Annotated in this window: 13 protein-coding genes; 7 read left to right on the forward strand and 6 right to left on the reverse strand. The window is 71.6% G+C overall.

Translation table 11 applies throughout. The features are described from left to right. Nucleotides 1-789: zinc-ribbon domain-containing protein (locus D7X99_RS38560; RefSeq protein ID WP_199756420.1), on the reverse strand; the 789-nt coding region annotated here is incomplete at its 3' end. 229 nt (nucleotides 790-1,018) lie between these two features. Between D7X99_RS38560 and D7X99_RS38565 the strand changes: the two genes are divergently transcribed. The 3 genes from D7X99_RS38565 to D7X99_RS38575 all read left to right on the forward strand — a co-directional run bounded on the left by D7X99_RS38565 (nucleotide 1,019) and on the right by D7X99_RS38575 (nucleotide 4,084). Continuing rightward, entirely contained in the window at nucleotides 1,019-2,332 is a 1,314-nt protein-coding gene (locus D7X99_RS38565) for an NAD(P)/FAD-dependent oxidoreductase (protein WP_121782115.1), read from the forward strand. Nucleotides 2,333-2,410: 78 nt separating this feature from the next. Then, nucleotides 2,411-3,121 carry a glycosyltransferase family 2 protein gene (locus D7X99_RS38570; protein WP_121782116.1) on the forward strand — a complete coding sequence of 237 codons (711 nt, stop codon included), beginning with the start codon at nucleotides 2,411-2,413 and terminating at the stop codon, nucleotides 3,119-3,121. Between the two features lie 15 nt (nucleotides 3,122-3,136). After that, on the forward strand, nucleotides 3,137-4,084 hold the full coding sequence (locus tag D7X99_RS38575) for a polysaccharide deacetylase family protein (RefSeq protein ID WP_121755645.1): 948 nt from the start codon (nucleotides 3,137-3,139) through the stop codon (nucleotides 4,082-4,084). Here D7X99_RS38575 and D7X99_RS38580 read toward each other — a convergent pair whose 3' ends face one another. Beyond that, the gene (locus D7X99_RS38580) at nucleotides 4,085-5,509 is read right to left on the reverse strand and encodes a DUF2252 family protein (RefSeq protein WP_121782117.1); all 1,425 of its coding nucleotides are present in this window, start codon (nucleotides 5,507-5,509) and stop codon (nucleotides 4,085-4,087) included. Between the two features lie 91 nt (nucleotides 5,510-5,600). On the opposite strand from D7X99_RS38580, the gene D7X99_RS38585 reads away from it, so the two are divergent. After that, the gene (locus D7X99_RS38585) at nucleotides 5,601-6,455 is read left to right on the forward strand and encodes a lysophospholipid acyltransferase family protein (RefSeq protein WP_120592868.1); all 855 of its coding nucleotides are present in this window, start codon (nucleotides 5,601-5,603) and stop codon (nucleotides 6,453-6,455) included. After that, nucleotides 6,452-7,414 (forward strand): SDR family oxidoreductase, encoded by a 963-nt coding sequence (locus D7X99_RS38590; protein WP_121782118.1) that lies wholly within the window; start codon nucleotides 6,452-6,454, stop codon nucleotides 7,412-7,414. The genes D7X99_RS38585 and D7X99_RS38590 overlap by 4 nt, the downstream gene beginning before the upstream one ends. A 336-nt stretch (nucleotides 7,415-7,750) precedes the next feature. On the opposite strand, the gene D7X99_RS38595 is transcribed toward D7X99_RS38590, so the two are convergent. Then, entirely contained in the window at nucleotides 7,751-8,191 is a 441-nt protein-coding gene (locus tag D7X99_RS38595; RefSeq protein WP_121782119.1) for a hypothetical protein, read from the reverse strand. Between the two features lie 92 nt (nucleotides 8,192-8,283). Here D7X99_RS38595 and D7X99_RS38600 point away from each other — a divergent pair, with 92 nt between their 5' ends. Together D7X99_RS38600 and D7X99_RS38605 are read left to right on the forward strand one after the other, a co-directional pair. Then, nucleotides 8,284-11,886: a tetratricopeptide repeat protein gene (locus D7X99_RS38600; protein ID WP_121782120.1), complete on the forward strand. Its 3,603-nt coding sequence runs from the start codon at nucleotides 8,284-8,286 to the stop codon at nucleotides 11,884-11,886. Nucleotides 11,887-11,938: 52 nt separating this feature from the next. Further along, a complete protein-coding gene (locus D7X99_RS38605) occupies nucleotides 11,939-12,277 on the forward strand; it encodes a hypothetical protein (protein WP_121782124.1) in 339 nt (112 codons plus the stop codon). 8 nt (nucleotides 12,278-12,285) lie between these two features. Here D7X99_RS38605 and D7X99_RS38610 read toward each other — a convergent pair whose 3' ends face one another. From D7X99_RS38610 to D7X99_RS38620, 3 genes are all read right to left on the reverse strand, one after another. Beyond that, nucleotides 12,286-14,658: a YfhO family protein gene (locus tag D7X99_RS38610; protein WP_121782121.1), complete on the reverse strand. Its 2,373-nt coding sequence runs from the start codon at nucleotides 14,656-14,658 to the stop codon at nucleotides 12,286-12,288. A gap of 60 nt (nucleotides 14,659-14,718) precedes the next feature. Beyond that, a complete protein-coding gene (locus D7X99_RS38615; RefSeq protein WP_121782122.1) occupies nucleotides 14,719-16,776 on the reverse strand; it encodes an ATP-dependent DNA helicase RecQ in 2,058 nt (685 codons plus the stop codon). A 51-nt stretch (nucleotides 16,777-16,827) separates the two neighbouring features. Continuing rightward, nucleotides 16,828-17,094, reverse strand: a 267-nt coding sequence (locus D7X99_RS38620; RefSeq protein WP_368667833.1) for a DUF3006 domain-containing protein, incomplete at its 5' end; no start/stop codon positions are given.

Genomic DNA, 17,094 nt, shown 5'->3' on the forward strand with positions numbered 1-17,094 from the left:
ACCCGGGAGCGGGATGGCGGCGGACTGGGGCGCGGCGGCGCGAGGCGCGGCGGCACCCGGCAGGGGGATCGCGGCGGACTGGGGGGCGGCCTGACCCGGCAGCGGAATGGCGGCGGACTGCGGCGCGGCGCTGCCAGGAAGCGGAATGGCGGCCGACCGCGGAGCCGGAGCTACCGCGCGCGGGGCGGCGGTGCCCGGCAGGGGAATCGCGGCGGACTGGGGCGCGGCGCTACCGGGCAGCGGGATGGCTGCGGACTGGGGCGCGGCGCTACCGGGCAGCGGGATGGCTGCGGATTGCGGCGCGGCGCTACCGGGTAGGGGAATGGCTGCGGCCTGCGGCGCGGCGGCGCCCGGGAGCGGGATGGCTGCGGCCTGCGGCGCGGCGCTACCCGGGAGCGGGATGGCGGCGGACTGGGGCGCGGCGGCGCGAGGCGCGGCGGCACCCGGCAGGGGGATCGCGGCGGACTGGGGCGCGGCACTGCCCGGGAGCGGGATGGCGGCGGACTGGGGCGCGGCACTGCCCGGGAGCGGGATGGCGGCGGACTGGGGCGCGGCACTGCCCGGCAGGGGAATCGCGGCGGACTGGGGCGCGGCGCTACCGGGCAGCGGGATAGCGGCGGGCTGCGGCGCTGTAGGTGGCGCGGCCTCGGGAGCTTCGCCGCTCGCGCCATCGGCCTTGATGGGGAACGTGGTCTGGCACCGGGCGCACTTCAGCTTCGCGCCGCCGGGCGGGATCCGCCTGTCATCGATGTTGTAATTCGTCTGGCACGACGGGCAGGAGACTTTCATTGTTTTCCTTCGACGAGACCGGCTGGCGCGCGCACGCGCAGCAATGACGGGGGCGTGCGATGGTCCGCGCGGCGCGTGCAGGCTAGCAGAGCCGTTTCAAGCCCGGAAAGAACGCGTCCCCTGGGCGCACCGTTGTCACCCGGCCGGGCAGGAGGGCGGGCGCCCGCCAACACCAACAGTGTGCATCCCTTTTCCAGGTCCCCTCCCGGGGTGGTAGACCCGGCGGCGCATGGATCCCATCGTCATCCTCGGAGCGGGCCTGGCGGGCCTGTCCACCGCGCACTTCCTCAAGCGCCCCTGGCGCCTCATCGAGAAGTCCGACCGGGTCGGCGGCCTCATCAAGACCGAGGTCATCGACGGGTGTTACTTCGACCCCACCGGCCACTGGCTCCACCTGCGCGACCCGGAAATCCAGGAGCTGGTCAACACGCTCTGGCTCCCGGACCAGCTGGTGCGCATCCAGCGCCGCGCCGCCATCTTCTCGCGCGACACCTTCACCCGCTTCCCCTACCAGGTGAACACCCACGGGCTGCCGCCGGAGGTCGTGGCGGAGAACCTGGTCGGCTACGTGGAGGCCATCTACGGGGAGAAGGGCCGCGCCCTGCGCGAGCGCGACCCCGTGAACTTCGAGGAGTTCATCCTCCGCTACATGGGCGAGGGCTTCGCGAAGAACTTCATGCTGCCCTACAACCAGAAGCTCTGGACCGTGCACCCGCGCGAGATGTCCGCCGCGTGGGTCGGCCGGTTCGTGCCGCGCCCCTCCCTCAAGGAGGTCGTGGACGGGGCGCTCGGCGCGGGCAGTGATCAGCTGGGCTACAACGCGTCGTTCCTCTACCCGCGCGAGGGCGGCATCGAGAGCCTGGCGCGCGCGATGAAGCAGCACCTGACGGGCGGCGAACTGAGCGTGCGCACCGAGCCCGTCTCCATCGACTGGAAGACGAAGCAGGTCGCGCTGTCGGACGGGCGCACCGTGCCGTATTCGGGGCTGGTGTCCTCCATCGCACTGCCCACGCTGGTGGAGCTCATCGGGAAGGGCGCCTCCGGCGTGCCGGACGAGGTACGGGCCGCGACGAAGCGCCTGCGCGCCTTCATCGTCACGTACGTCTGCGTGGGCGCCCGGGGCGCGAACCGCCAGCCGTGGCATTGGATCTACCTGCCGGAGCCGGAGTTCCACTCGTACCGCATCGGGGCGCCGTCGGCGGTGTTCGCGCCCCTGGCTCCTCCGGACACGGCCAGCTTTTCCGTGGAGTTCAGCCATCACGGAGAGCTGTCCGTGGCGGACGCGGAGAAGTACGCGGTGGAGGACCTGGTGCGCTCGCGGATGATCCACTCGGCGGACGACATCCTCTTCGCGAAGGGGCGGGAGATTCCGAACGCGTACGTCCTCTACGACGACGCCTACGGCCCCGCGATGGCGGAGGTGAAGCGCTTCATGGAGCACGCCGGCATCCTCATGGCGGGGCGCTATGGAAAGTGGGAGTACGCCTCCATGGAGGACGCCATCCTGGACGGGCGGGCTTGCGCCCGGACGCTGAACGGCTGACGCAGGGAGTCGTCTCCTGTCGACGGTGGTCCGGGGGCGTGCTACGCCCCAGGGCCTTCCCTTCGGATTTCCGGACCCATGGCCCTGCACCTCTCCGTCGTCATCCCCGTCTACAACGAGGAATCCATCATTGCCCAGGCAGCCGAAGAGCTGCGTCAGGGGCTGGATGCTCGCGGGCTCGACTACGAAATCATCTTCGCGGAGAACGGCTCTCGCGACGCGACGCCCCGGCTGCTGGAGGAACTCTGCGCGAAGAACCCGCGCCTGCGCTGGTTCCACTCGGAGACGCCCAACTACGGCGTGGCGCTCAAGGCCGGCATCCTCAAGGCCCAGGGCACCTACGTGGTCTGCGATGAAATCGACCTCTGCGACCTGACCTTCTACGACGCGGCGCTGCCCCGGCTGGAGCGCGGCGAGGCGGACATGGTCGTGGGCTCCAAGGCGGCCAAGGGCGCGAGCGACCAGCGCCCCTTCGTCCGCCGCGCGGCCACGCGGGTGCACAACAAGCTGCTGCGCGTGGCGCTGGGCTTCCAGGGCACGGACACGCACGGCCTGAAGGCGTTCCGCCGGGAAGCGCTGCTGCCCGTCATCCAGAAGTGCGTGGTGGACATGGACGTGTTCGCCAGCGAGTTCGTCATCCGCGCGTGGCGCGAGGGACTGAACGTCATGGAGATCCCCATCCAGCTCCATGAGAAGCGCCAGCCGTCCATCCACTTGTTCAAGCGCGTGCCCAACGTGCTCAAGAACGTGGGCAAGCTTTTCTACGTCATCCGCGTCCGCGGGACCTGAGCGGAGGGTCGCCCCATGACGGCCGCGCGCCTGGCGTCCATCTCCGTCGACCTGGATTCGCTGCCGCACTACTGCCGGATCCACGGGCTGCCCGAGTCGCTGCTCGATGAGCGCGCGCGGACTCTGATCCACCGCGTGGCGGTGCAGCGCTTCCTGGAGCTGTTCGCGGCGGTGGGCGTGCCCGGGACGTTCTTCGTCATCGGCGAGGACCTGGAGTCGGACCCCGGCGCGGCGGACGGCATGCGGCGCTCCCACGCGGCGGGTGTGGAGATTGCGAGCCACAGCCACGCCCATGACTACGCGCTCACCCGGCGTGGGCCGGATGCCATTTCAGAGGACCTGTCGCGCGCGGACGCGGCCATCCTGAAGGCCGTGGGCGTGCGTCCTTCCGGGTTTCGTGCCCCGGGCTACACGCTGAACGCGGACCTGTACGCGGCCACCGTGGCGCAGGGCTACCAGTACGGTTCATCCGCGTTTCCGGCGGCCCCGTACTACGCGGCGAAGGCGGCGGTGATGGGGGCGCTCGCGGCGCTGGGGCGGCCGTCGCGCTCCGTGCTGGACACCCCTCGCGTGCTGCTGGCTCCGCGCGTGCCGTACCGGCCTGACCCCGCGCAGCCCTACCGGCGCGGTTCGGGGGCCGTGCTGGAGCTGCCCATGACGGTGACGCCGGTGGTGCGCTTCCCGTTCATCGGCACGTTCGCGACGACCCTGCCTCGCGGCACGATGCGCGCCGCGTACCGCACGTGCCGGGCGGATGCCTTCTTCAACTTCGAGCTCCACGGTGTCGACGTGCTGGACGCCACGGACGGCATCCCGCCGGAGCTCGCGCGCCAGCAGCGCGACCTGCGCGTGAGCGCCACGAAGAAGATGGAGCGGCTGCGCAGCATCTTCCAGTGGCTCAAGGACGACTTCGATGTCGTCACCCTGCGCGACGCGGCGGGACAGCTGTCCGCCACGCTCTGATCAGCGCGCGGCCTTCAGGGCCTTCCAGTCCGCTTCGGCCTGATCCGCGTAGGCCTGCGCGAAGGCGACCAGCCGCTTCGTGGCCTCCTTCGTGTCTCCGCCCACCCAGTCCTCCAGGCACTTCGCCTGGGCCTGCGTGTTGCCGTGGGCGCGGGCCAGCACGACGCCCGCCTGCTCGAAGGTGGAGCGCAGGGATTTCTTCTTCCCGAGCACGGCGTCGTCCAGCTTGTTCTTCTCCGGCTCCACCTCGCGCAAGAGGAACGCCCGGCCGCCCATGTTCACCGCGCCCGTGAGCGGATTCATGGTTCCGCCCAGCTCCTCTTGCGCCTTCACGACGTCCGCGCCGTTCGCGGGCACCGGGGGCGACGCCACGCCGGACGCGAGCAGCTCCTTCAACTCCAGCAGCACGGGGGGCGCCTTCGGATCCGCCGCGCCCACGAGCACGTAGTCGCGCTCCAGGCCGTAGCTGCTGCCCCCCGCGTCCAGCCGCTCCGCCAGGTCCAGCACCTTCAGGGGGACCGCCACGCCCTCCGTGCCGTCCAGGGTCTTCTCGTAGGACGCCAGCGCGGTCCGCACCGCCGCCTTCTTCTCCGCGTCCAGCGGCTTGAGCGTGTCCGACGTGAGGAAGCGCGGGCCCTTCGCGCCGTCGAGCTTCACGTACTTGGACAGCAGGTCCTTGGCGGACGTGTCGCGCGCCTTGTTGACGAGGTCCTTCACCGGCCCGGAGGACTCCTTCTTGTCCAGGAATGCCCCCGGGTTCGCGTCGCCGTCCGCCAGCAGGTCCAGTGTCTCGAAGTAGTTCTTCGCGAGCGCCTCCACCGCCTTGACCTGCTCGCTCGCGGACAGGCCTGCTTCGCGCGCGGTGAGCACGGCGCTGGTGGCCAGGCGCGTGAGGTCCGCTTCCGGCGACGCGGTGCCCGTCTGGTCGAAGTCGTTGAGCCCCCACACCGCCTTGCCGTCCGGCCCCCGGAACGTGCCCAGGTTGCCCACGTGCGCGTCGCCCACCACCCGGATGTCCGGCGCGGGCCGGTCCGTCAGCCGGGCCTCCTGCGCGTACGGACCCCGCAGGTCCGCGTGGAACAGGGCGGGCATGGCGCGGAACATGGCGGAGGGGCTTGCGCGCATCTGCGCCAGCTTCTCCTTCAGGCGCGCGGGTGGCAGGTCCAGGCGCGCGTTGAAGTCGCGCACGAAGGACACGGCCTGTGAGGGCTGCCGCTCCAGTCCGGACGCCTGGGCCCGCTTGGGCGCCAGCGTGTTCACCGCCACGGTGTTGCCCGTCCGTGACGTGGTGGCCTGGGGCTGGAAGTCGCTGACGTCGGGGGCCAGCCTTCCGGCGGTGGCGCCGGAGGAGGCGAGCGTCAGCACCGTCGCGGCGACGGTGGAGCCCGAGGCGGACGTCCGGGAGGGCTTGGAGGGGATGCGCATGGGGGACCTTCCGGCGGATTATCGTCAGAAGGGCATCGCGGGTTGTGGGCCCACTCCCGGCGTGCGGGCGGGGGTGCTAAGGAGCGAGCCCATGCTGGAGCGTTTCAGCGACAAGGTGAAGAAGGGTCTGCGCGGCTGGACCGAGCGCATGGCCGGCGAGCAGCAGTCCGACCAACTCCAGGCCCTGGCCCGGACGGAGAACGAGTACGGGGTGGACCCGTTCGGGTTCAACCTGGACTACAGCCTGGCCGCCATCGCCCCGTTCATGTGGCTCTACCGCCACTACTTCCGGGTGGAAGCCTACGGCGCGGACCGCATCCCCGCGGGGCGGGTGCTGCTGGTGTCCAACCACTCCGGCCAGCTGCCCCTGGACGGCGCGATGATTGGCATTGCCCTGATGGTGGAGGGCAACCCGCCGCGCGCCATCCGCAGCATGGTGGAGAAGTGGGTGCCGTCCCTGCCGTACGTCTCCACGTTCATGGCGCGCGTGGGCCAGATTGTCGGCACGCCGGAGAACTGCCGGCGGCTGCTGGAGGCGGAGGAGGCCATCCTCGTGTTCCCGGAGGGCACGCGCGGACTCAACAAGCTGTGGCCCCAGCGCTACCAGCTCCAGGAGTTCGGCCTGGGCTTCATGCGCCTGGCGCTGGAGACGAACACGCCCATCGTCCCCATCGCCGTGGTGGGCGCGGAGGAGCAGGCGCCCGCGCTGATGAACCTGAAGCCGGTGGCGAAGCTGCTGGGCTTCCCGTCCTTCCCCATCACCCCCACGGGCACGCCCTTCCCGCTGCCCACGAAGTACCGCATCTACTTCGGCGACGCGCTCCACTTCACCGGCCGCGCGGACGACGAGGACAGCGAACTGGACAAGAAGGTGCGCACCGTGAAGGCCTCCATCCAGGCGATGCTCCACCAGGGGCTCAAGGAACGCCGGGGCGTGTTCTGGTGAGCGCCTCCACGGAAGAGAAGGACGCCGTCGCGGACAAGCGCCCGGCCGTCGTCGTCACCGGCATCAGCGGCAACCTGGGCCGCACGCTGGCGAAGATGCTGCACAAGCGCGAGCGCATCATCGGCATCGACCGGCGGCCCTTCATCGGGAAGCCGAAGGACGTCGAGATGCACCAGCTGGATTTGCGCAAGAAGAAGGCGGAGGACGTCTTCCGCAAGAACGAGGTCCGCGCCGTCATCCACATGGGCATCATGCATGACCCGCGCATGAGCGAGGAGGAGCACCACTCGTTCAACGTCGTGGGGACCACGCGCCTGTTGGAGTACTGCGCGAAGTACGGCGTGAAGAAGGTGGTGGTGCTGTCCTCGGCCAACGTCTACGGCCCCAGCCCGGACAACTCCAACTTCCTCATGGAGGACGCGCCGCTGATGGCCGCGAGCCGCTTCTCCGGCGTGCGCGACCTCATCGAAGTGGACATGCTGGCGCACAGCTTCTTCTGGAAGCACCCCGACATCGAGACGGTCATCCTGCGGCCCGTCCACATCGTCGGGCCCACCATCAAGAACGCGCCGTCCAACTACCTGCGGCTGCGCCACCCGTGGACCATGGCGGGCTTCGACCCCATGGTGCAGCTCATCCACGTGGAGGACGTCGCCCGCGCCATGGTGGAGGCCCTGCGCCCGGAGCCCAAGGGCGTCTACAACGTCGTGGGCCCCGGCCAGGTGCCCCTGTCCGCCGTGCTTCGCGAGCTGGGCCACACCGCGATCCCCGTGCCACACCCCGTGGCCCGGCCCCTGTTGGGCCTGATGTTCCGCTACCGGCTGGCCAACTTCCCGCCGCCGGAGCTGGACCACATCCAGTTCCTCTGCGCCGTGGACGGCAACCGCTGGGTCCAGGACGTGGGCTGGAAGTCCCGGCACTCCATGCGCGACACCATCCGCTCCGTCATCGGCGAGTAGCGGCTTTTCGTGGGACCCCGCGACGGTTCCCTGACAGTCATGTCAGGGGGGACGTGGCGGGATGGCAGGAAGGGCCTGACAACACTGTCAGGCATGGGACGGCGGTGACGGGGAGCGAGTACCTCCAAGTGCCTGATTTCCCGTGGGAACCGGGGGTAGGGCGGAGGGCGGAGCGGTTGGCACTCGCATTGCTCTAGAGACCAGGCAACACGGCGGGGTCGCAGCGGGCCGGAAGTACCGCGCGACATCGTCACCCTGGTAGGGGGTTCCATTGGGGAACTCTCGACGCCCATCGTCTCGGCCGGCCCCGAGACGGTGGGCGACTTTTTTTGCGGGCTACGGGGACGGCTTCTCCCGTGGCTCCAGCTCGCCCGCGAAGGGTCCCGACAGCTGCTTCTCCAGCAGCCAGGCGCCGTCCCGGAAGACGAACTCCGAGGTGACGGTGTCGGTCTGCTCCGTGACGGAGGGCAGGCGCATCCACTGGATGCGGCTGTGGACGGTGGCGTGGCGGCCGTCCTCGGCGAGCTTCACGTCCTCGATTTCGAAGTCGGTGACGGTGAGGTCGCGGTCGTCGTGGAGCTCGCGGCGCTTGCGGTCGAAGTCCTGGCGCTCCTCGGGGACGAGGAAGGTGGTCAGGGTGCGGTAGTTCCTCCAGCGCAGGTTCTTGTGGAAGCCCTCGACGACGGGGCGGAGCGCTTCCATGTCCGACTTGGGAGGGGTGTGGGCACAGGCCCCACCGAGGAACAGGGCGACCATCAGGGCAGACAGGCGTTTCATGGCCGCGACGCTACCAGCCGCTGGGCGGAACGGACGAGGGCAGTGGTATGGTCCGCGCTCCCCCGCTAAGCGCACCGGAGTCGCGACTCAACATGGCCAAGTCGATGGTGGAGCGTTACGAGCAGCTCCTCCGGCAGGACCCGACCTCTTCCGTCTTCGTGGAGCTGGCGAAGGCGCTGCTGGAGAAGGGAGACGCGCAGCGCACCATCGAGGTGTGTACGCAGGGCATCTCCCACCATCCCACGTCCACCGTGGGGCGGGTGCTGTGGGGCAAGGCGCTCATCCAGCTGGGGCGGCCCGCGGAGGCGATGGAGCAGTTCGACCAGGCCATCGCCATCGAGCGGGACAACCCGTACGCCTACAACCTCATTGGCGACGTGCTCCTGCAGCGCGGGCTGTACCGCTCCGCGCTGCCGATCCTGCGCAAGGCCGTGGCGCTGCAGCCCAACAACGGGCGCGTGAAGCAGTGGTTGGATCAGGCCCAGCAGGCGCTGTCCGGTGGACCGGCGCCCATCTTCGCGGACCTGGGCGTCCTGGCGACCCCCGCGGCCGCGCCTGAAGAGGACGCGCCGGAGCCGCCGGGTTCGGAAGCGGCCCCGTCCGCGTTCGAGGCGCGTGCCGCCGCGGCGGCGGGACTGGAGCCTCGCCGCGCTGCCCGGACGGAGACGCCGGCGGGTGGAACGGATGCGCAGGCGGCCTCCAGGGTCGCCTCCATCGAGGCGCAGGGTGGGCCCTCGGCTCCCGCCGGGACGCCGGTGGCGGAGGACGCGCGGGGCCCTGGCCCCGTGGAGGCGGGTGAGCAGGAGCGCGGTGCGGATCCGGTGGAGGCTGCTCGCGGTGGCCCGGCGGATCCGGGCCAGGAGCCGGGTTCGGGACGCGGGCGGGCGGCGTCGGACGCCGGATCGGATCCGGGTCAAGCCCCCGCGTCGGGGAACCTCGCGGATCCGGTGGCCGCTTCGCCGTCGGATCCGGATCAGGACTCGGAGGCTCCGTCCGCTCCCGTGCAGGCGGCGGACCCAGGGTCCTCCAGCCGTGGGCGCAAGTCCGGGATGCTGGCGGATCTCCCGGATGCTCCTCCGGCGGATGAACCCTCCGCGTCGCAGGGCGGGGGATTGCTCGGGGACCTTCCTCCTCCGGAGGCGGTGCGGGCTCGCGCGGCCGCGCCGGTGACGCCGGCTCCGGTCGCTTCGGCTTCGGGCGGCAAGCGCTCGCTGCTGGACGACATCCCGGACGCGACGGAGCTGGCGGCGGCCTCGGCCCGCAACAAGGCGGCGGCGAACGCGAAGGACACGGAGGCACTCGCGGCGAAGTACGAGCGCGAGATGCACGAGAAGATCGCCAAGGAGCGGGCGAAGCAGTCCCTCCTCGAGCGCTATGGCGCGAAGACCGTGGCGCTCTTCGTGGCCCTCATCTTCCTGGGCGCGAGCGCGGGCTTCTTCATCCTCTACCGCTCCCGTCAGGGCGGCCAGACGCTGTCGGAGACGCTGGAACTCGCGAAGCGCGCCGTGGCGCAGGACACGGGCGCGTCGCTGGATGAAGCGCTCCGCCAGCTCGACCGCGCGCGCGACATGGACGAGGCGAGCCCCGCCGCCTGGGCGCTCGCGGGCTACGCGCACGCGCTGCGCTACCTGGACCACGGCGCCAATGCGGAGGACCGCCGGCTCGCGCTGGAGGCGCTGGAGAAGCCGGGCGTGAAGGACGGCTTCAACGGCCTGGTGCTGGCCACCAACGCGCTCGTCGCCGACGACCGGGCCCGTGAGTCCGCGAACCGCGCGCTGCTCGCCTCGCAGGACGACGTGACGGAGGTGCACGCGCTCGCGGGCAGCCTGCTCATCGCCGCCAAGGACGAGAAGAAGGCCCTGGACCGCTTCGACCGCGCGCTCAAGGCGTCGCCGGGCAACGTCCGCGCGCTGGTGGCGCTGGGCGACTACTACCTCGCCTCCGAGGACTTCGCGCAGGCGCTGGAGATGTTCAAGCGCGCGCGTGAGGTCTCCAAGGAGCACCCCGCCGCCCGCATCGGGATGGCGGAGAGCCGGCTCGCGCTGGAGCAGGATATGGACGCGGCGCTGGCGGACGTGGCGCCGCTCGCGCAGGACGCGAAGCTGCCCCCCGCGCTCCAGCCCCGTCAGCAGCTGGTGCACGGCGAAATCCTGTCCGCGCTGGGCAAGTACGACGAGGCGCGCACCATGCTCTCCAAGGGCGCGCAGGGGCCGCTGGCCATGGACTTCCAGCTGGCGCTCGGGGCCGCGGGCCGCGCGGCGGGCAAGCTGGAGGCCGCGCAGCAGGCCTACGAGGCCGCGCTGAAGCTGCAGCCCAAGAGCGAGGCCGCGAAGGAGGGCCTGGGGCGCACGCTGCTGGACCGCGACCGCGAGAAGGAAGCCCTGCAGCGGCTGGAGGCCGACGGCGGCCGCAAGGTGTCGCTGGTGCGGGGCGCGGCGTACGCGCGGCTCGGGGACTGGAAGCGCGCCCGCGTGGAGCTGGGCAAGACGCGCGTGAACGACCGCTATCCGCCGGAGGCCGTCGCGTGGCTGGCGCTGGCGGACGCGCACGAGGGCAACGGCGCCCAGGCGCGCGACGTGCTGGAGAAGGCGCTGGCGAAGAAGCCCCGCACGGACCTGCGCTTGGCGCTGGGGCAGGTGTACTGGCGGGAGCGCGCGCTCGACAAGGCGCAGACCCAGTTCGACGAGGCGATGAAGGATCCGCGCGACTACGAGGGCGCGTGCTCTCTGGGGCGGCTGCTCCTGTCTCGCCGGCTGCCGGACATGGCGCTCAAGCCGCTGACGCAGGCGGTGGAGCGCAACGGCGCGCACGGCGAGGCCCGCGATGCACTGGGCCGCACGCTCCTGGCGCTGGGCCGCACGCCGGAGGCGCTGAAGCAGTTCGAAGCGTGGCAGCTGGACAACCCGGGCAGCGCGGCCGCGCAGAAGGGCTTCGCGCTGGCGCTGTACCAGTCCGGCCGCCGCAAGGAGGCGGAAGGGGCGTCCGGCCGGGCGGTGAAGCTGGCGCCGGAAGACGCGGAGGGGCAGCGGCTGCGCGCGGCGCTCCTGTTCGCCAACGGCGACGCGAAGGGCGGCTTCTCCGCGCTGGAGCGCGCCAACAAGCTGGACTCCAAGGACCCGGACACCTTCTGCGAAATCGCCCAGGCGTTCCTGCGCCAGGGGCAGGTGGAGAGCGCGGACGCGGCCTTCGCGGCGGCGCGGCGGGAAGGGCCGGACGCGACGTGCGGCCGCGTGGGCGAGCTGTACGCGCAGCTGCCGGGCGGTGGCCGTGGCGCGGCGCGCACGCTGCAGGACCTGGCCGACAAGGCGCCCACCGTCTGGGACAAGGCCTTCGCCCAGGTGACGCTGGCGCGGGTGCTGCTGGGCGCTGGGGCCGTGAAGGAGGCCCGCGCGGCGGCGGACGAGGCCGTGAAGCTGGCCCCCTACAACGGGCGCGCGTACCTGGCCCTGGGGCTGGTGGCCTTCAAGCAGCGTCAGGAGGCCCCCGCGCGCGAGGCGCTGGCCAAGGCCGTGGAGCTGGAGCCCACGGATGGCCTGGCGCACCTGGCGCTGGCGGACGTGCTGGTGCGCGAGACGGCGGAGCTGCCCCGGGCGGTGGAGGCCTACGAGTCCTTCCTTAAGCTCGCGGGGGGCGCGCCGGAGGCGAACCGGGTGAAGAAGGCCCTTCCGCTCCTCAAGCGCCGGGCGTCGCGCTAGCGTGGTCGACGTGAGCGACCCGCGGCCCCCGTCCTCCCCCCTGCTGAAGGTCATGTGGGGCAATGCCTTCCTGCTGTCGGTGCTCTACCTGCTGACGGGCATCGTCGTGGAGTCCGTCCGGAGGCGGTACCACAAGCCCTTCTTCGAGCGCCTCTCCATGGCGCTCGACTCGCTGCCGGCGCGGGCGCTGGAGCTGGTGCGCGCCATGGAGCCGCTGCGCGAGGCGTACTTCAGCGGTCGCATCACCGACCTGGGCGTGCGCGTCGTCTTCGGCCTCGTCACCGTGGCGGTCATCTTCCTGCTCGCCGTGGTGGTGGGCGCCATCATGGCCGTGCTGCGGTGGGCGCTGATGCGCGCCACCCGCGGTGGGAATGGCGCTCCCAGGGGCTGAACCTCCGCTCACGCCCGGCGGACGCGCCGGAGGCGGAGCAGCCACGGCAAGAGGCAGAGGCCCACGCCCAGTCCGCTCACCGCCAGGGCCATGCCCTGTCCCGGAGGGATGAAGCGCCAGACCACCTGGTGCCGGCCCGCCGGAAGCGCCACGCCAAGGAAGGCGTGGTTGGTGGGAAGCACTTCTGCGGGCGCACCGTCCACGGTGGCGGTCCAGCCCGAGAAATAGGCCTCCGAGGCGACCAGCACCGCGGGCTGTTTCGCATCCACCTCCACCGTGGATCCGTCCGGGCCGCGCTCCACGACGCGGACGCTGCCCAGCTCCGCGTCCGGCGCGGGCTGGGGCAGGGGCGTGAGGCACTCCACGGCCGCCTGGCGTCCGGGAACGAAGTCGCTGGAGGCGATGAGGGCCAGGCTCTCCTCCGGGCCCGCCACGCAACGCGGCGCCGCGAGGTAGACGCGAGGCAGCGCGAGCGGGTTCGCGAGCAGCTGCACGCCGAAGGGCTCGCTCTCCGCCACGACGTACTTCTCCATCCCCCGCTTCTGGACCTGGAGTGTGTCCAGGGTGAAGAAGCCCACTCCCGCGAGCCCCGCGTAGCGCCGCCACCACTGGCGCTGGTCCTTGAGCAGCGCCCCGACGCGCGCGGAGAGCGTGGGCAGGTACCAGTTCGCGGCCTCCACTCCCCAACGCGCTCCCACGTCGGGAACGAGCATCGTCAGGTTCGCCGCCGCGTCCCTGTCGTCCGGGGACAGCCCCTCCAGACTCGGCTGCTGGATGGTCGCGACCGCGGTGTACACACGCGTCTGGCCGAGCAGCGTTTCGCTCCCCACGCGCTGCCGCATCGTTTCAACGAAGAGGGGCTGCGCCTCAATGAGGTCGCGGTCGCAGGACACGTACACGGGCTCGGTGACCCAGGCGACGTCCACCGCGACGAGGGTGACGAGCACCAGGGCGAGGGGCCGTGGCTGGAGCTTCCTCCAGACGAGGAGCAGCCCCAGCGCCAGACAGACGCTTCCGGTCCGGAGGCCGCCCTCCGTGAGCCGCTCACCGACCTGTCGCGCCACTTCCGGCCAGAGCTCCGGGCGGCCCGAATAGAGGCCACTCAGGGCCTCGGCCAGGCGGGCGCCCGTGCCTGTCAGCGCGAGGAGCAGGACCCCCAGTCCCAGCCCGCCCAGGACCCACGCCACGCGCCGCCTGCCCGGGGCCTCTCGCGCCACGAGCGACTCGGCGCCCAGCCCCGCGAGCACCGCGAGCCAGAAGGCCACGTGCACGGAGAGCTTCTCCGGGTAGCGGAAGGGACGCCACGGGGGGAGCAGCTCGTAGACGAGCGCATACAGCGGCGTGTGGCGTCCGAACATCAGCAGGACGAACAGCGCCGTCAGCCCCAACGCCAACTGGACCCGGCGCTCCCGCCACCGGCTCGCGGCGGCCACTCCCGCGAGGAAGAGCATGGGCAGGCCCACATAGAGCGAGCGGAGCCAGAAGTCGTTCACCTGCGTGCCCAGCAGCCCCTCCGCCACCGGCGCGCGCAAGGGGCGCTCCAGGGCGAAGACATTGCCCAGCGCCATGTCCAGCAGGCGCAGTGGATGGGTCGACCAGACCACGGCCGTCTCCAGGGTGCGCCGCTCCGCGAACGTCTCCCGCAGGACGGACGCGGAGGCCCAGAGCTGCACGGCGCTCACGAGCAGCGCGAGCCCCAACCCCGCCCCCGCCGCCAGGAGGACCTTGCGGCGAGGCGCGCCTTCCAGGGGGCCGAACGCCGCCACCGCGAGCACCGTGGCGCCTCCCACCGCGAAGCCCTGGGGGTCTCCCGCGAAGAGGAGGGTGCCCAGCACCAGCCCCACCGCGCCCGCCGCCGCCCACGACGCGTGCTTCAGCACCGCGTCCGTCGCTACCAGCAGCCACGGGAGCGCCATGGCGGCCTGCAGGTACGGCAGGCTGTTGGTGAGGCTGACCAGTGCGCCGCCAAAGGCGAAGCCCAGGGCCCCCACCGCGGCGGCGCCCGGGCGCGTGCCCCAGCGCCGCAGGAGGACATAGGTGCCCAGGGCCGCGACGGGGTAGCAGACCAGCACCATCAGCGTGAGCATCGCCGGCCCCTCCACCAGCAGGCCCAGCAGGTTCGCGGGGTGGAAGGCGCCGGTGACGGTGGCGCCCGCGAAGGGCTGCCCCAGCGAATTGAAGGGCGTCCAGTCCGGCCATTCCCACTGGCGGACGGCCTGGACCCAGAGCCACTTGGCCGGCAGGCAGACCCGGAGCATGTCCCGCTCGCAGAAGACCCCACCGGAGGCGAGCAGGCGGTGGAAGAAGAGCAGCGTCGCCGCGCACAGGGCTCCGAGGACGGAGAGGAACTCGCGGCGGTGGAGCGGGGGCGTGGAGGACATGGCGGCTGCGGCGGGTTCTACCAGAGTCCCGGGGGGCCCCTCTGGAGTGGAGGCGGAGGGCTAGCTGCGCGACTTCGCCTTGCGGATGCGCGGGGCCACGGGCGCCGCCTGCGGCTCATGGCCCGCCGCGCGCGCCATCAGGCAGATCTCCACCACCTTGGGGCCGAAGCGCTCCCAGCGGCTCTCCCCGGTGCCCTTCACCGCGAGGAAGGCCTCCCGGTCCACCGGCAGCGCGGCGGACAGCCCCAGCAGCGTCGCGTCGTTGAAGATGATGAAGGGCGCGACGCCCAGGTCCTTCGCCAGGTCCTTGCGCCAGCGGCGCAGCTCCATGGACGCCAGCTCGCTGTACGCCATCACCGGCGCTCCGGCCACGGCGGGCAGGGAGCGCGAGGAGGAGCCGGACGGCTTGGGCATCATGCTGCCCGCGCACCGGTCGCACTTGCCGCACACCGCCGCCGCGTCCGTCTGCCCGAAGTAGCGCAGGATGAACGCGCGCCGGCACTTCGGCGTGTACGCATAGTCCGCCATCCGCTTGAGCATCAGCCGGTTGAGCCGCTCCTGCTCGCGCACCCGGGTCAGGTCCACCGAAAGCTCGCGGAATGGGACGCGCTCCAGCGCGCGGATGGAGCGCCCCGCGAACGGCCGGCGCACCCGCACCACGCCCGACTTCTCCAGCAGGCCCAGCGCGTGACGGACGTCGTCCTCCGTCAGTCCCGTGCGCCGCGCGAGGATGGGCAGTTCCGTGGTGGCCTGCCGCCCCACGGGGAAGGTCTCCAGCAGCGAACGCAGGAGCCGCTGTGACTCCGCCGCGTGTGGCTGCGCGCTGGCGGCCTTGTCCGTCAGCGTGATGCCGTACTCGCCTTCGCCCCGGCCGCCGCGCTCCAGCTTGCCTTCGCGCTCGAAGATTTTCAGGGCGGCGGAGACCTCGAACTCGCTGGCGCCCACCATGCCCGCGAGCGCGTGCACGCCCCGGTCGAACTCCTCCACGGCCTGCAGCTGCGCCCAGATGTCCGCCAGCACGGACTCGGACGGGTGGCTGCCTTCGATGAGGCGCTCCTGCGTGTACACGTCCGCGTGGTTGAACAGGAGCACCGCCGTGGCGGGGTTGCCGTCGCGGCCCGCACGGCCAATCTCCTGGTAGTACGCCTCCACCGCGCGGGGGATGTTGGCGTGCGCGACGAAGCGGATGTCCGACTTGTCGATGCCCATGCCGAAGGCGTTGGTTGCCACCGCCACCGCCTCCTTCGCGGACATGAAGTCGTCCTGCGCGCGGCGGCGGGCGTCGTCCTCCATGCCCGCGTGGTACAGCACTGCCTTCACCTTGCGCGTGACGAGCGCGGAGTGCATCCCTTCCGCCGCCTTGCGCGTGGAGCAGTAGATGATGCCGCTTCCGCCGCCCTTCGCCGCCAGGCTCGCGCACGCGTCCCGGCGCTCTTCGTCCCCGCTGACGTTCACCACGTCCAGGAAGAGGTTGGGCCGGTCGAACCCCTGCGCGAACACCGCCGGGTCCTTCATCAGGAGCACGCGGACGATGTCCTCGCGCACCTCCGGCGTCGCCGTGGCGGTGAGCGCCACCGTGCGCGGTGGCCGCAGCCGCTTGCGCACCTGGCCCAAGAGCGCGTAGTCCGGCCGGAAGTCGTGGCCCCACTGGGAGATGCAGTGCGCCTCGTCCACGGCGAGCAGCTCCACGCCCAGCCCGGACACCAGCTCCAGGAAGCTTGCGCTGCGGAAGCGCTCCGGCGCCACGTAGAGCAGCTTGTACTCGCGGGCGCGCAGCTTGCGCAGGCGCTCCGCCCGCTCCACGTCGGACAGGGACGAGTTGATGTACGTGGCCGCGATGCCCTTCGCGGTGAGCTGCTCCACCTGGTCCTTCATCAGCGCGATGAGCGGTGACACCACCAGCGTGATGCCCGGCAACAGCATCGCCGGCAGCTGGTAGCACAGGCTCTTGCCCGCGCCCGTGGGCATCACCACCACGGTGTTGCGGCCGCTGAGGACGGAGCTGATGACGGGTGCCTGGCCAGGGCGGAACTCCGGCAGGCCGAAGTGCCGCACCAGTCCCTGCTGGGCATCTTCGAGGAAGGGCAGGGACTCCGTCATCGCGCGCATGTTCATCATCCTGGATGGGCCGTCAACGCCAATCCCCTCGTGGATACCGGTGTCCCCGCGTCACAGCTCGAGCCCCGGAGGAAGGGGAACCGCCAGCGCGGCCCGTTTCAACGCCACCTCGCGCCGCAGCGCCTCCGTCCGCTCCGGGTCCAGGCGGCCGTCCACGAGGATGTCCCCTTCGCGCACGCCCGGTGGCAGCCGCCAGCGCTCCACCGTGCACGCCTGCCCTCCGTCGGTCCGCACCACCTGGGCCCGCGTCTCCTCCAGCAGCTCCACCCGGATGGGACTTGCCCCCAGGCCCAACAGCACGCCCGCCCCCATCACCAG

This window comes from Corallococcus sp. AB032C (genome assembly GCF_003668935.1).
Classification (GTDB): domain Bacteria; phylum Myxococcota; class Myxococcia; order Myxococcales; family Myxococcaceae; genus Corallococcus; species Corallococcus exiguus.

Coding starts and splice junctions, on each gene's coding strand:
- D7X99_RS38565 (WP_121782115.1), top strand. CDS start 1,019: ATGGATCCCATCGTCATCCTCGGAGCGGGCCTGGCGGGCCTGTCCACC.
- D7X99_RS38570 (WP_121782116.1), top strand. CDS start 2,411: ATGGCCCTGCACCTCTCCGTCGTCATCCCCGTCTACAACGAGGAATCC.
- D7X99_RS38575 (WP_121755645.1), top strand. CDS start 3,137: ATGACGGCCGCGCGCCTGGCGTCCATCTCCGTCGACCTGGATTCGCTG.
- D7X99_RS38580 (WP_121782117.1), bottom strand. CDS start 5,509: ATGCGCATCCCCTCCAAGCCCTCCCGGACGTCCGCCTCGGGCTCCACC.
- D7X99_RS38585 (WP_120592868.1), top strand. CDS start 5,601: ATGCTGGAGCGTTTCAGCGACAAGGTGAAGAAGGGTCTGCGCGGCTGG.
- D7X99_RS38595 (WP_121782119.1), bottom strand. CDS start 8,191: ATGAAACGCCTGTCTGCCCTGATGGTCGCCCTGTTCCTCGGTGGGGCC.
- D7X99_RS38600 (WP_121782120.1), top strand. CDS start 8,284: ATGGCCAAGTCGATGGTGGAGCGTTACGAGCAGCTCCTCCGGCAGGAC.
- D7X99_RS38605 (WP_121782124.1), top strand. CDS start 11,939: ATGTGGGGCAATGCCTTCCTGCTGTCGGTGCTCTACCTGCTGACGGGC.
- D7X99_RS38610 (WP_121782121.1), bottom strand. CDS start 14,658: ATGTCCTCCACGCCCCCGCTCCACCGCCGCGAGTTCCTCTCCGTCCTC.
- D7X99_RS38615 (WP_121782122.1), bottom strand. CDS start 16,776: ATGATGAACATGCGCGCGATGACGGAGTCCCTGCCCTTCCTCGAAGAT.